The sequence below is a fragment of the Streptomyces sp. TRM68367 genome (assembly GCF_014495685.1).
In the GTDB taxonomy this organism is placed as follows: Bacteria; Actinomycetota; Actinomycetes; order Streptomycetales; family Streptomycetaceae; genus Streptomyces.
On the sequence record NZ_JACTVI010000007.1, the window covers coordinates 42118 to 55718 of the forward strand.

13 protein-coding genes and 1 pseudogene are annotated in these 13601 nt (G+C 71.4%); 8 read left to right on the forward strand and 6 right to left on the reverse strand.

Features of this window, described 5'->3' with window-relative positions:
• Positions 1 to 10: 10 nt before the first annotated feature.
• Positions 11 to 781, reverse strand: coding sequence for an enoyl-CoA hydratase family protein (locus H8R17_RS07350; protein ID WP_187822319.1), 771 nt, complete (start codon positions 779 to 781; stop codon positions 11 to 13).
• 78 nt (positions 782 to 859) lie between these two features.
• On the opposite strand from H8R17_RS07350, the gene H8R17_RS07355 reads away from it, so the two are divergent.
• Together H8R17_RS07355 and H8R17_RS07360 are read left to right on the forward strand one after the other, a co-directional pair.
• A complete protein-coding gene (locus H8R17_RS07355) occupies positions 860 to 1666 on the forward strand; it encodes an SDR family oxidoreductase (RefSeq protein ID WP_187822320.1) in 807 nt (268 codons plus the stop codon).
• Positions 1663 to 2574, forward strand: coding sequence for an SDR family oxidoreductase (locus H8R17_RS07360; protein ID WP_187822321.1), 912 nt, complete (start codon positions 1663 to 1665; stop codon positions 2572 to 2574). Before H8R17_RS07355 ends, H8R17_RS07360 begins: the two co-directional genes overlap by 4 nt.
• On the opposite strand, the gene H8R17_RS46470 is transcribed toward H8R17_RS07360, so the two are convergent.
• Both H8R17_RS46470 and H8R17_RS07370 read right to left on the reverse strand, forming a co-directional pair.
• Positions 2568 to 3326 carry an LCP family protein gene (locus H8R17_RS46470; protein WP_187822322.1) on the reverse strand — a complete coding sequence of 253 codons (759 nt, stop codon included), beginning with the start codon at positions 3324 to 3326 and terminating at the stop codon, positions 2568 to 2570. The two genes, H8R17_RS07360 and H8R17_RS46470, sit on opposite strands and share 7 nt — an antisense overlap.
• A 25-nt stretch (positions 3327 to 3351) precedes the next feature.
• Entirely contained in the window at positions 3352 to 4050 is a 699-nt protein-coding gene (locus tag H8R17_RS07370) for a peptidoglycan-binding protein (protein ID WP_187822323.1), read from the reverse strand.
• A 161-nt stretch (positions 4051 to 4211) separates the two neighbouring features.
• Between H8R17_RS07370 and H8R17_RS07375 the strand changes: the two genes are divergently transcribed.
• Together H8R17_RS07375 and H8R17_RS07380 are read left to right on the forward strand one after the other, a co-directional pair.
• Complete coding sequence (locus H8R17_RS07375) at positions 4212 to 4976, forward strand: TetR family transcriptional regulator (protein ID WP_187822324.1); 765 nt, start codon at positions 4212 to 4214, stop codon at positions 4974 to 4976.
• Between the two features lie 112 nt (positions 4977 to 5088).
• Positions 5089 to 5508, forward strand: a complete 420-nt coding sequence (locus H8R17_RS07380) for a Zn-ribbon domain-containing OB-fold protein (RefSeq protein WP_187822325.1) — start codon at positions 5089 to 5091, stop codon at positions 5506 to 5508.
• 9 nt (positions 5509 to 5517) lie between these two features.
• Here H8R17_RS07380 and H8R17_RS07385 read toward each other — a convergent pair.
• A pseudogene (locus H8R17_RS07385) lies at positions 5518 to 6679 on the reverse strand (Gfo/Idh/MocA family protein).
• 418 nt (positions 6680 to 7097) lie between these two features.
• Here H8R17_RS07385 and H8R17_RS07390 point away from each other — a divergent pair.
• Entirely contained in the window at positions 7098 to 8471 is a 1374-nt protein-coding gene (locus tag H8R17_RS07390; protein WP_187822326.1) for a S1 family peptidase, read from the forward strand.
• A gap of 237 nt (positions 8472 to 8708) precedes the next feature.
• Here the strand turns inward: H8R17_RS07390 and H8R17_RS07395 are convergent, their stop codons facing one another.
• Both H8R17_RS07395 and H8R17_RS07400 read right to left on the reverse strand, forming a co-directional pair.
• Complete coding sequence (locus H8R17_RS07395) at positions 8709 to 8894, reverse strand: hypothetical protein (protein WP_187822327.1); 186 nt, start codon at positions 8892 to 8894, stop codon at positions 8709 to 8711.
• 100 nt (positions 8895 to 8994) lie between these two features.
• Entirely contained in the window at positions 8995 to 10155 is a 1161-nt protein-coding gene (locus H8R17_RS07400; RefSeq protein ID WP_187822328.1) for an ROK family transcriptional regulator, read from the reverse strand.
• Positions 10156 to 10322: 167 nt separating this feature from the next.
• On the opposite strand from H8R17_RS07400, the gene H8R17_RS07405 reads away from it, so the two are divergent.
• The 3 genes from H8R17_RS07405 to H8R17_RS07415 are packed head-to-tail and all read left to right on the forward strand — an operon-like array spanning position 10323 to position 13590.
• The gene (locus H8R17_RS07405) at positions 10323 to 11288 is read left to right on the forward strand and encodes a carbohydrate ABC transporter permease (RefSeq protein ID WP_187822329.1); all 966 of its coding nucleotides are present in this window, start codon (positions 10323 to 10325) and stop codon (positions 11286 to 11288) included.
• 18 nt (positions 11289 to 11306) lie between these two features.
• The gene (locus H8R17_RS07410; protein WP_187822330.1) at positions 11307 to 12227 is read left to right on the forward strand and encodes a carbohydrate ABC transporter permease; all 921 of its coding nucleotides are present in this window, start codon (positions 11307 to 11309) and stop codon (positions 12225 to 12227) included.
• A gap of 10 nt (positions 12228 to 12237) precedes the next feature.
• Positions 12238 to 13590, forward strand: a complete 1353-nt coding sequence (locus H8R17_RS07415) for a sugar ABC transporter substrate-binding protein (protein WP_187822331.1) — start codon at positions 12238 to 12240, stop codon at positions 13588 to 13590.
• The last annotated feature ends 11 nt before the right edge of the window (positions 13591 to 13601 follow it).

Below are 13601 nucleotides of genomic sequence, written 5' to 3' on the forward strand. Positions count from 1 at the left end.
CTGCTCACGCCTACTGCTCCTGCCCGGAGTCGCCGGTGGTGCCGGAGGTGCCGAAGGTGCCGCGCACCCGGTCGGCGACGCCGCTGAGGCCCGCCTCGAAGGTGAAGCCCTGCTCGAAGCGGTAGCTGCGGCGGACGTCGACCGGGTCGATGCCGTTGATCGCGGCCTTGGCGAGGCGGAGGAGGTAGCCGTCCTTCGCGGCGATCTCGCGCGCCAACTCCAGGGCAAAGGCGTGGAGTTGATCGCGTGGGACCACCTGCCACACCGATCCGTGCCGGTGCAGCTCCGCGGCGGTGACGGTGCGCGAGGTGTAGTACATCGTGCGCATCAGGTGCTGCGGGACCAGGCGGGCCAGATGGGTGGCCGCGCCGAGCGCGCCCCGGTCCAGCTCCGGCAGGCCGAAGGTCGCGTCGTCGCTCGCCACGATCGCGTCCGCGTTGCCCACCAGGCCGATCCCGCCGCCCACGCAGAAGCCTTGCACGGCCGCGACCACCGGGACCTCGCAGTCGTAGACCGCGCCGAACGCCTCGTAGCAGCCGCGGTTGACGCCGATGAGGGCTCCGTTGTCCGCCGAGCGCTGGAGCTCCTTGATGTCGACACCGGCGTTGAAGCCGCGCCCGGCCGCGGTGAGCACCACGCACCGCGCCTTGGGGTCGGCCCCGGCGGCGCGGACCGCGGCGGCCAGGTCGTACCAGCCCTGCACCGGAAGGGCGTTGACGGGCGGGAAGTCCACGGTGACGACGGCGACGCCTTCTTCCGGGGCGGAGGTGGAGACACCCATGAGCGGATCAGCTACCTTTCCACCAAACGTTTGTTAGGTGAAGGGTAGCAGCGGTCCATGCGCTGCGGGAGGTGTCCATTGGCAGCGATCACCGATCTGTCCGGGTCCGTCGCCGTCGTCACCGGCGGTACCCGGGGCGTGGGCGCGGGCATCGCCCGCGCCCTGCTGGAGGCCGGCGCCGCGGTCGTCATCTGCGCCCGCCGCGCCCCGGACGAGCCGGTCGAGGGCGGCGGGCGCACGGCCCGCTTCCTGCCGGTCGACCTGCGCGACCAGGACTCGGCCGGCGTCTTCTTCGAGCGGATCCGGGACGACTACGGCCGCCTGGACACCCTCGTCAACAACGCCGGCGGCACCCCGTACCGGCTGCTCGGCGAGGGCGGGGGCGCCCGGCACGCCCGCGTCGTCGAGTTGAACCTGCTCGCCCCGCTGACCGCCTCGCTCGCCGCGTACGAGGTGATGCGCGGTCAGTCCGGCGGCGGGTCGATCGTGATGATCGGCAGCGTCAGCGGCAGCCGCCCCTCCCCCGGCTCGGCGGCGTACGGCGCCGCCAAGGCCGGTCTGGAGCACCTGGCGCGGACGATGGCCGTCGAGTGGGCCCCGCACGTCCGGGTCAACACCCTCGTCCTCGGCATGGTCCGCACCGAACTGTCCCACTTGCACTACGGCGACGAGGACGGCATCGCGGCCGTCGGCCGCACGGTCCCCCTCGGCCGCCTCGCCGACCCCGCCGAGATCGGCGACGCCTGCGTCTTCCTCGCCTCCGACCACGCCTCCTACATCAGCGGCGCCAGCCTCCTCGTACACGGCGGCGGGGAGCGGCCCGCCTTCCTGGACGCGGCCCGCCAACGAGTGACCCCTACGGCTCGGAAGGACACCCCACCATGACCGGACTGTGCACCGCACGCGTCGTCGCCGTCACCGGAGCCGGCCGCGGGCTCGGCCGCGCGCACGCCCTCGCCTTCGCGGCCGAGGGCGCCCAGGTCGTCGTCAACGACCTCGGCGTCGGCATCGACGGCACCGGCAGAACCGCCGGGCCCGCGCAGCAGGTCGCAGACGAGATCCGGGCGCGGGGCGGGCACTCGGTCGCCCACACCGGTGACATCACCACGGCCGACGGCGCCGCCTCCCTCGTACGCACCGCCCTGGACACGTACGGCCGCCTCGACACGCTCGTCAACAACGCCGGGTTCCCGCGCGACCGTATGCTCGTCAATCTCGGCGAGGACGACTGGGACGCCGTCCTGCGCGTCCATCTCAAGGGGCACTTTCTGCCGCTCAAGCACGCCGCCGCGCACTGGCGGGCCGAGGCGAAGGGCGGCCGCACGCCCGAGGCGCGGGTCGTCAACACCAGTTCAGGAGCCGGGCTGCTGGGCAGCGTCGGGCAGGGCAACTACTCCGCCGCCAAGGCCGGCATCGTGGGCCTGACCCTGGTCGCCGCCGCCGAACTGCGCCGCTATGGCGTGCAGGTCAACGCCATCGCCCCGGCCGCCCGCACGCGCATGACGGAGCACACCTTCGCCCACACCATGGCCGCCCCCGCGGACGGCGGCTTCGACGCCATGGCCCCGGAGAACGTCTCCCCCCTCGTCGTCTGGCTCGGCTCCGCCGCCTCGGGCGGGGTGACCGGCCGGGTCTTCGAGGCCGAGGGCGGCCGCATCACCGTCATGGAGGGCTGGCGTCCCGGCCCGACCGCCGACAAGGGCGCCCGCTGGAGCCCGGCGGAGGCGGGCGAGACGGCACTGAAGCTGCTCGCGGAGGCGGAGCCGCCGCAGCCGGTGTACGGAGCTCAGTAAGCGGCGCCGTACTGGGGGGGCGAACCGGGTCGGTCGTACGGGGTCGGTCGTACGTGGACGGCGCGTTCGCCCGCGGCTATGTCGTCGGCGGCGCTGTTGCCGCGGCGGGCCGTGGTGATGCCCCAGGCGGCGACGAGGACGGCCAGCCCGGCAGCGGCCGCCACCGCGCGCGGACGCCACGAGGGGCGGTTCCCGGGCCCGTTGGCCCCGGAGGCACCGGGTTCCCGGTCACCGGTCCGGGAGTTGCCGGCCGACTGGCGGGTCAGCGCCCGCACCGCACGCCAGGGGTGCCCAGCGGTGCTTCCAGGCACGCGCCGAGGGAGCCGCGAGCGCGAGCGCGGCGCCGAGCAGCAGGCCGAAGGCGCGGGTGTCGCTGCCGAAGTAGGCGCGGGAGCTGTCCTCACCGGGCTGGTGGACCAGCGCCATCGCGATGAGGGACGCGATCGCCGCCGCCAGGACGACGGCGAGGCCTTGTCCGTGGTGATGGCGCTGGTGACGTCGTCGAGCAGCTGGTACGAGTGGACGGGGTCCGTCAGCACGTCGGTGGAGCGTATCTGGGTGAGCAGGGCCTTCATGAAGGTCCGCTGGAGCTCGATGCGGCCGAGGTCGCTGCCGTCGCCGATGCCGTGCCGGGTGCGTACGAGTCCCAGGGCCTGTTCACCGTTCAGGCGCTGCCAGCCCTTGGAGAGGTGGGCGTGGCTGTCGGGATCGTCGATGTTCTGCGGGACGTTGACCCGGACCCCGCCGAGCACTCGTTCGGTGCACGGGCCCCGGGGTTCAGCCCGTGCCCGGTGTCGTGTGGGACTCCAGGGCGGCGCGGGTGTCGTTGCCGTAGACGCCGGTCTCGTCGCCGCGGACGCCGTACCAGAGTTGGAAGCGGGCCACCGCGTCGGTGAGGACGGCGTCGTAGCGGCCGCTGGTGGAGCCGTTGTCGTAGACGTTCGGGACGCGCAGCAGACGTTCCTGGAGCGCGGTCACCTCTGGGCCGGTGTCTCCCTCGCGGAGGGTGCCGGCCCCGTCGGGGTCGGCCGGGCCCGTGGGGGCGGGGTCGGCCGGGGCTGCCGCGGACGGCGGCGGGGCCGGTGCCGCCTTGTCGCCCTTGTCGTCCGCCCGGCCGGGCAGCAGGAGGGCGCCGCCGAAGCCGATCACCGCGGCCGCGGCCACGGCCACCGCGACGGCGGCACGCCGCGGCCCGGATCGGTTTCCGGCGGTGCGGTCCGGGGCCCGCGCCGGCCTTCCGGCTCCCGTCGCAACCGGGGGCAGTTCCTGTGTCGCGGCCTCGGAGCCGGGCGGCGGATCCGGCAGCGCGACCGTGTCGTAGCCACCAGGGGTGATGTCACGGCCACCGACGCCGGGAGGCAGTGGCAGGTCCTTCAGCAGTTCCGCGAGCGCGTCGGTGCGGCGGGGCCGCAGAACGCGCACAGGTTCGAGTACCGGGCCGTGCTGCGGCTGCCCGGGGTCGGACGGTGTCGACACGCTGCTCTCCTTGCGTCCCTTGCGTGGGCTGGGCCCATCCCCGACGAGTGATACGGGCCGGCGCCCCCCGGGAGTTCACCGGCACCGCGCCAGTGCACTCAGTTCCGCGGCGGGAGAGCACTGAGTGCCATCGCGGCCGGTCGGATGCTACGTTCCCGTTCATGAGCTCCGGCAGCGCGGCGCCCCGTCGCGGTGAGAAGGCGCAGGCGGCCGCGGTGAAGCCGCCCATGCGGGACGCGCTGGTCGCGGCGGCCTTCCGGCTGTTCCTCGAGCGGGGCTACGAGCAGACCACCGTCGACGACATCGTGGCCCTCGCCGGGGTCGGGCGGCGGTCGTTCTTCCGGTACTTCCCGTCCAAGGAGGACGTGGTCTTCCCTGACCACGAGCGGTGCCTGGCCGACATGACGGCCTTCCTCGCCGCGAGCGGGGGCGAACACGAACCGGTGCAGCGGGTGTGCGACGCGGCCCGGCTCGTGCTGCGGATGTACGCCGAGAACCCGTCGTTCTCCGTGCAGCGCTACCGACTCACCAAGAAGGTGCCGGGGCTGCGCGCGTACGAGTTGTCGGTGGTGTGGCGCTACGAGCGGGCCCTCGCCGAGTACCTGCGCGGGTGCTTCGCCGGCCGCCGGGACGGAACCCTCCAGGCCGATGTCATCGCGGCCGCGGTGGTCGCCGCGCACAACAACGCGCTGCGCTCCTGGCTGCGTTCGGACGGGAAGGACGACGCGAGCGCGGCGGTGGACCACGCGCTGGGCTATGTGCAGGCCCGCTTCGGCGCCGCTTCCGCGCCTGCGGCGGACGCGCAGGCGGAGGAGGACGTGGTGGTGCTCGTGTCGCGGCGCGGAGCGCCCCTGTGGCGAGTGGTGCAGGAGATCGAGTCCACGCTCGGCCGCCCCGGAGGCGGGCACGAGAACTCCCCACAGTGAGGGTACGGAGTGCCTTTACTAGTGGCACTGAGTGCCATACGCTGAGCATGTGCACGGTGGCACGGCGAACCGCGCACGTGGGATTCCGGCCGAGTGCAGGGAGTTGACCAGCGTGTACCACCACACAGGAACCGCCGCTCGGCAGGCAGCCGGCTCCGCGACGGGCGTGCTCGACCCCGGCGCAGGCGCCCCGGGCTCGGAGGCCATCCTCTTCCAGCGCTGCACCTGGTGCGGCACCGCCATGTACCACCGGCTGCTGTGCCCGGTCTGCCGGGGCAGCGAGCTGCGCACCGAGCACAGCCAGGGCACCGGCACGGTGCGCCACTCCACGGTGGTGCACCGCAACACCCCGGCCGCACGCAACGTGTCCCTGGTCGAGATGGCCGAGGGGTTCGTCGTACGCGGCCGGGTCATGGGCCCGCCCATCGGCATCAACAGCGGGGACCCGGTCCGGCTGTCCACGGCCAAGGACCCGGTACGCGCCGAGCCGGTCTTCCAGCTCGTCGACGAGCCGTACCGCGCCTGGAGCTGACGGCCTGAATCAGTAGGCGCCCGGTATCAGCGCGTCGGTGCGGACCGGGCCTCCCGTCTCGAAGCTCCGGTTGGCGGCCAGGCCCACGGCCAGGGCGAGCGCGCCGTCGCGTTCGGTGGCCGTCGGGTGGGACGCCGCCGGTTCGGTCGGCCCTGCGGAACCGGCCGGCCGTGCGGGGCCGGCGGGGCCGAACAGCGCGTTGAGCGTGCGCGGGTCGCCGCCGCCGTGGTCCTCGTGGGCGACCTCGAGCCGGACGTCCCGGGGCGGCTGCCCCAGGGGACGCACGGTGAGGCGGGCGCCGCCCGCGTGCTCCGCGGTCGTGTCCCCGTGCACGGCGCCGTACGCCGAGGTGACCCGGGTCAGCGGCGGCTGCCAGCGGCTCTCCTCGACCTCCAGTTCCAGCCGGCCGGCGCTGCCGTTGAACATGACCCGGTAGCCCTCCCACGGCGAGTAGGCGGTCAGGTGGTACGTCATCGTCGCGCCGCCCACGTACCGCACGAGCACCGCCATGTCGTCCTCGATGCTTACGGGGCCGTCGAAGACGGTCACGTAGGGAGCCGTCGTCGCCCTCGGCGTCGAGGTACAGGGCGCGCAGCGTGTCGTTGGCGGCGAGGTCCAGGGCGAAGGGGTCGTCGGCGGCGGGGGCGGCGCCGTGGGCGCGGTCGTAGTCCCGGCGCAGTCCGTGGCGTTCGCCCGCGGCGCGGCCGCAGAAGCCGAGCCGTCCGTAGCCGAAGGCCTCCTGCGGTACGTCGGCGAGCCACCAGTTGACCAGGTCGAAGTGGTGGGACGACTTGCCGGTCCCCCGGACGGTGTGGAGGATGCGGGCGCAGCGCTCGGCGTCGACGGTCATCGGCTTCTCGGTGACCACCCGGCAGCCCGCCTGCAGGGCCGAGACGATGTAGCGGTCGTGTGCGGCGTCGACGGTGGTGACGACGACCTCGTCGATGTCCTCCTTGGCCAGCATGTCCGTGAAGCGGTCGGGCTCCCGCTCGGTCGCGGCGGGCGCGCCGGCCCCGGTGAGCAGCCGGTTGTGGAAGGCCATGCGGGTCGGGTTGGGGTCGCACAGCGCGGCGACGACGTGGCCGGGGCGTTCGGCGAGGCCCCGGGTGAACAGCTGGGCACGGTGGCCGGTGCCGACGACGGCTGCACGCAGGCGGGAAGTACGGCTCATGGAGGTGGCCTTTCCCGCCGCCGGACCGTCCACTCCGCCGGGTCGGGGCCCTTCTGAAACGGTTCAGCGAGGAGGCCGGGCGCGTCCGGCACATCCGGTTCGCCGGACCATGCCGTGGGCCTGCTGTTCGGCGCCCCGGCCGTGGCCGTCCTCCTGTTCCGCGAGGACCGGCGGGACTTCGGCGAGGAGGGTGGCGGGCGTTCCTGGCGGCGGCCAACCCAACACGATCGAGTTAAAGCTGTCTGGCCCCTCCTGAGCCCTCAAGCTCCCGGCGCCTCGGCCACTCCGCGACCACCTGAACCGACGAGATCGCCCGCACACTGAACACCGCCACCTTCCGCCCCGTATGAAAGTAGGGCACTCAACTGCCTGAGCGCCCCGCGATGTTGACCGCGCTGCACGGGTTCGGGAGCCATGCATGAGGCACGCACGACGACGGGTCGTCCGGCGAGTGACACGGCTGGCTGCCGTCGGCGGACTCCTCCTGGGAGGAGTGATGGTCACACGCGCCGTGGCGAGCGAGCCGCCCGACGCGTCCGCCGTCCCGCGCACGACCGCCGCGACCGGCGACAACGGCCCCGGCATGGGCGCCGACCTCATGGAACGGCTCGGCACCTCGCGTACGGCGGGCAGCTGGATGGACGCCGACGGGAAGCCGGTCGTCGCGGTCACCGACGAGGAGTCCGCCACCGAGGTCCAGCGGGCGGGTGCGAAGGCGCAGATGGTCGAGCACAGCATGCGTGAGCTCAAGTCGGCCACGAAGACGCTGCGTTCGGCGCCCCGGGTGGCGGGGACGGCGTGGATGATGGACTACAGGACCAACGAGATCGTGGTCCGCGGCGACAGCACCGTCTCGGCGGCCGACTGGTCGCGGATGACCGACCTCGCGCACGACATCGGCGCCTTCGTCCGCATGGAGCGCACCGAGGGCACCTTCACCACCCGCATCAACGGCGCGCAGCCGATCCTGTCGACCGCCGGGCGCTGCTCGGCCGGCTTCAACGTGACCGACGGCCGCAGCGACTTCATCCTCACGGCAGGGCACTGCGGCCCCAACGGCTCCGTGTGGTTCGCCGACAACGGCGGCCGGCAGCAGGTGGGGCCGACGATCAAGGGGAGCTTCCCCGGCGACGACTACTCCCTGGTGAAGTACGACAGCGGCCGGGCGGGCGAGGGCGCCGACGTCGTGTCGGTCGGTGGCGGCAAGGGCGTGCGGATCACCGGAGTCGGTGATGCGTCGGTCGGACAGCGGGTGTTCCGCAGCGGCAGCACGAGCGGGCTCCGCGACGGCGAGGTGACCTCGGTCGACGCCACGGTGAACTACCCCGAGGGCACGGTCAGCGGCCTCATCGAGACGAACGTGTGCGCCGAACCCGGCGACAGCGGCGGTCCGATGTTCGCCAACGGGATCGCGCTCGGGGTGACATCGGGCGGCAGCGGGGACTGCACGCAGGGCGGTACGACGTTCTTCCAGCCGGTGCCGAAGGCGCTCACCGACCTGGGCGTCAAGCTCATCGTGTCGGCGCCGGCCAGCTCGGGCGAGAAGGGCGGGTCCGCGCCGCCCACGCAGGGCGCCGCGGCGCCGGGTGACGCCTCGCCGGGTTCCTCGGCCCCCTCAGCGGGCGGCACGACCGGTGAGACGCTGCTGGCCAGCCTCTCCGACCCCCGGAACATCGGCCCCGGGCTGCTGGTGATGGGCGGCAGCATGGTGGCTCTGGTGGCCGCGCGCTGGATCCGCGCGGAGCAGGACCGCAAGGCGTACCGGCGGTACTACTCGGCGACCTGGGGCTGACCGGTCGTCCCGGCGTCGGCGGCGCGGAGGCTCGGGAGGCACCTCAGCGCTGCCGGTGCCGGGCACTGCGCGGTCGCGGGGGCGGGCGGGCAGACGCACAAGCGCCCGTGGCATGACGTGACCCGGCCCGCAGCCTGCCGATCGGCCGTGCCGAGGTCGGTGTGAGAAAGGGCACCCGTCCGGAAGGGCACCCTTCCGGTCAGGTCAGCGGGAACAAGGCGGCGAGGCGCGGAGCGCTCAGGCGGCCTTGTCCGGGTGCGGGGCCGCGGTGGCCCACTCCATGACGAGCCGCTGGTACTCTTCGCGCTGCTCGACGCTCAGTGTCCCGCCCGCCCGGCGCCACAGCGCCCGGATCTCCTCGTTGACCTCGGCTGCCGATCGCTCGGTAGGGGGTTCAACAGTGGTGGACATGGTGTGAAGCATACGGCTCCGCAGGTGAAGGTGATGTGAGCAATGGCGAACAATTCGGACCTTCCGGACCGTGTTGCTGATCACGTCCATCTCCCAGGGGAGATCACGGAGTTCACGCCCGCGCGGTGCCCAGCACCAGCACCTGGATCGCCAGGACGGCAGCGCCGCGCGCCCAGTCGTGAAAGTCGGACACCTTGGTCTCCAGATCGAGCGGTGCGGCCAGCGGATGCCGATTGACCCGGATCGCCTCCTCCACCGCCTTGGCGGCCACGTCCATCAGGCCGACCCCCTCCCCGGCGAGCAGGATCTTCTGCGGCAGGACGAAGTTGGAGATCTGTGCCACCAGCGTGCCCAGGGCACGGGCGGCCTCGTCGACGACGCGGGCGGGCATGGGGTCGTCCTCGGCGGCGAGGGCGAGGATCTCGTCATAAGGCAGATCGCGGCCCGTGGCGGCGCGGATCTGGTAGCAGATGCTGGGGATCGTCAGCAGCGAGACGGCACTGCCCCGCCGGCCGTCGGGGGTGAGCGGACCGTCGGGACTGAGGATCCAGTGGCGGCCGAAGCCCCGGTCCTCCTCCGCGTACGGCACCCGCTCGCCGCCCAGGACCAGGCCGTAGCCGATGCCGGCGCCGATGGTGAGGACGACGAAGCGGTCCAGGCCCCGGCCGGCGCCGAACCAGCTCTCGGCCTCGACGAGGGCGGCGACATCGTTCTCGACGACCACCGGCAGCCCGGTGCGCTGCTCCACGAGGCGGGCCAGCGGGACGTCCCGCCACTGCAGGAACGGTGACTCGTCGACCACGGCACGGTCCTGGACCAGGCCGCCCACGCCGATGCCGATGCCGGCCAGCCGCGGGTGGCCGCGGGTCAGCTCGGTGGTCATCTCTGCCAGCAGGTCGGCGACCTCGTCCGGGTCGTGCGAGGTCAGGGGACGGTCGTAGCGGGCGACGATGTCGCTCCTGAGGGTGGTGACGACGCCGTACACCATGTCTTCGGTGATCTTGAAGCCGAGGAAGGAGCGGGAGTCGGCGACCACGTCCAACGGCAGCGAGGGGCGGCCCTGGCGCACCTCGCCCGGGGGGCCGGCCTCGGGCACCTCCACCAGCAGGCCGGACTCGATCAGCGGCTTGGTCAGCCGGGTGAGGCTGCCGGCCGAGAGGTCCAGGCGCCGGGCCAGCTCGGTGCGCGACAGCGGTCCGTGGACGAGCACCTCGATCGCCACCGAGCGTTCGCCGGGGCTGAGCGGGAGCCAGCTGGCGGCACCTGCGGCCATGGACATCGACCTCCCTCATGATTCCTTTCGCACTGAAACCAACATGGCCACTGTAGGACGAAACCTGCCGCTCGGAAAAGATGATTGCAGGCCTCTTGACGCATTGATTCTTTCGCATCAAAAGTAAGTGGCCCGAGGATGAGCCGCCGCACGCGAGGGAGTCTCCGATGACCATCGCCTCCAGCAGCCCACCGTCGCGTCTGCCCCTGGGCGGCGCCACCGGGGCGCAGAGCCGACAGAAGACAGGCCGGTCGACGGCCGGTGAGAACCAGGGCGACGGACGCCTCGCCGCGGTGTTCATCGCACCCGCCCTGCTGGGCTTCCTGGTCTTCCTGCTCTGGCCGACGCTGCGGGGCATCTACCTGAGCTTCACCGACTTCAACCTGCTGACGCCGGAGAAGTGGGTGGGTCTGGACAACTACGTCCGGATGGTCAACGACCCGATCTTCTGGAACTCGCTCTGGGTCACCGTCGAGTACGTGGTCCTCAACATCGGCGTGCAGACGGTCGCGGCCCTGGCCATCGCCGTGCTGCTCCAGCGGCTGACGCAGTCGTCGGTGCTGCGCGGGGTCGTGCTCACGCCGTATCTGATGTCGAACGTCGTCGCCGGCATCGTCTGGCTGTGGATCCTCGACACCCAGCTCGGCATCGGCAACGAGATCATCTCGGGCCTCGGTTTCGGCCGCATCCCGTTCCTGGCCGACGAGACCTGGGCGATCCCGACGATCGCCCTGATCAACGTCTGGCGGCACGTCGGCTACACCGCGCTGCTGCTGTTCGCGGGCCTCATGGCCATCCCGAACGACATGTACGAGGCCGCGAAGGTGGATGGTGCGAGCGAGTGGCGGATGTTCTGGCGGATCACGATGCCGCTGCTGCGGCCGGTGCTGGCGGTCGTGCTGATCATGACGGTGATCGGGTCGTTCCAGGTGTTCGACACGGTCGCCGTGACGACTGCGGGCGGACCGGCCAACGCCACCAACGTGCTGCAGTTCTACATCTACGGCGCCGCCTTCGGCCGCTTCCAGTTCGGCTACGCCTCCGCGATGTCCGTGGCCCTGCTCGTGGTGCTGAGCGCGATCACCGTCCTCCAGTACCGGCTCACCCGGGCCGGCCAGACCGACCTCGGCTGACGGAAGGGAGACGCCGACATGGCTGCCGTGGCAGAAACGACGACGACCGTACGGCCCGCACGGCGCAGGCCCTCCTTCGGGCGGGTCGTGGCCTGGACGGTGATGACCGCGATCGTGCTCATCACCCTGCTGCCGTTCTACTGGATCCTGCGCACCGCGCTCTCCTCGAACCCGGGGCTTGCGGCCCATCCGACCGATCCGCTGCCGGTCGACCTGACCACCGGCGGTTTCGAGCGGGCGCTCGGCCTGCAGTCCGCCGAGGAGGCGGTCGCGCAGGGAGGCGCGGGCGGCGGGCTGAAGTTCTGGCGCTATCTGCTCAACTCGGTGCTCGTCTCGACGCTTGTCACCACCTGCCAGATCTTCTTCTCCGCGATGGCCGCCTACGCCTTCGCAAGGCTGCGCTGGCGGGGCCGGGACACGGTGTTCGCCCTGTTCCTGGCCGGGCTGATGGTGCCGACCATCTTCACCCTGCTGCCGAACTTCGTGCTCATCAAGGAACTCGGCCTGGTGGACAACCTGCTGGGCATCGCGCTGCCGACGATGTTCATGACGCCGTTCGCGGTGTTCTTCCTGCGCCAGTTCTTCATGAACCTCCCCAAGGAGGTCGAGGAGGCGGCACTCCTCGACGGCGCCGGAAAGGTGCGGATCTTCTTCCGGGTGCTGCTGCCGATGGCGTCCACGCCGGTCATGACGCTGGCCGTGCTGACGTACATCACGTCCTGGAACGACTACTTCTGGCCGCTGATGGTGTCCTACAGCGACAGTTCGCGCGTGCTGACGGTGGCGCTGGCCATCTTCCGGGCACAGACCCCGCAGTCCGGCATCGACTGGTCGGGCCTCATGGCGGCGACGCTCATCGCGGCGCTGCCGATGCTCGTGCTGTTCGGCTTCTTCGCGCGCCGCATCGTCAGCTCCATCAGCTTCACCGGGCTCAAGTGAGGGAATGGTCATGCGATTTCGATTCCGTACGGTCGGGGCGCTGGCCGGGGCCCTAACGTTGTCCCTGGCGACCGGGTGCGCCCAGGGCGGCGGCACCGGCTCGTCCGCGAAGAACACGGTGACGTACTGGCTGTGGGACGCCAACCAGCTGCCCGCCTACCAGGCCTGCGCCAAGGGCTTCGAGAAGCAGAACCCGGGTCTGAAAGTGCAGATCACCCAAATGGGCTGGGACGACTACTGGACCAAGCTCACCGCCAGCTTCATCGCGGGCACCCAGCCGGACGTGTTCACCGACCACATCCAGAAGTTCGGCCAGTTCGCCGACCTGCAGGTGCTTGAGCCGCTGGACGACCTGGGCATCAAGGACTCCGCCTACCAGCCGGGGCTGGCCGCCAACTGGATCGGCCAGGACGGCCACCGCTACGGCGCCCCGAAGGACTGGGACACCGTCGCCCTCTTCTACAACGAGAAGATGGCGAAGGACGCCGGTCTCACCGCCGAGGAACTCAACAACCTGTCCTGGAACCCGAAGGACGGCGGTTCCTTCGAGAAGGCCCTCGCGCACCTGACCGTCGACAAGAACGGCAAGCGGGGCGACGAGCCCGGTTTCGACAAGAACAACGTCAAGGTGTACGGCCTGGCGTCCAAGGGCGGTGGCTACGCCGACGGCCAGACCCAGTGGAGCAGCTTCGCCGCCTCCGCGGGCTGGAACTACACCGACAAGAAGCGGTGGGGCACCAAGTACCGGTACGACGACAAGACCTTCCAGTCGGTCGTCAAGTGGTACTTCGGCCTGGCGAAGAAGGGCTACATGGCGCCCCTGTCCGACTGGAACTCCCAGTCCAACGAGGGCAACGTCCAGGTGGCCGCGGGCAAGGCGGCGGCCTCGCTGGACGGGGCGTGGATGATCTCGACGTACGCCGGTTTCAAGGGGATGACCATCCGCTCCGCCCTCACGCCCGAGGGCCCCACCGGCAAGCGCGCCACGATGATGAACGGACTCGCCGACTCCATCACCAAGAACGCCCGCAACAAGGCGGGCGCCAGGAAGTGGGTGAAGTACCTGGCGTCGGACGAGTGCCAGACGACGGTGGGCCGTTACGGCGTCGTCTTCCCGGCCACGCCCGACGGCACGGACGCCGCGGTGGCGGCGTACAAGAAGAAAGGCATCGACGTCTCGGCGTTCACCGAACCGGTGGCCGACAAGAAGAACTTCACCACCTTCTCCTACCCGATCACCGACTTCGCGGCGGACGTGCAGGCGCTGATGGACCCCGCCATGGAGGACATCTACGGCAACGGCAAGCCCGTGAGCAGCCTCGACCAGACCAACGACCAGATCAATCTCATTCTCGACCAGTGAAGGGCACGCCT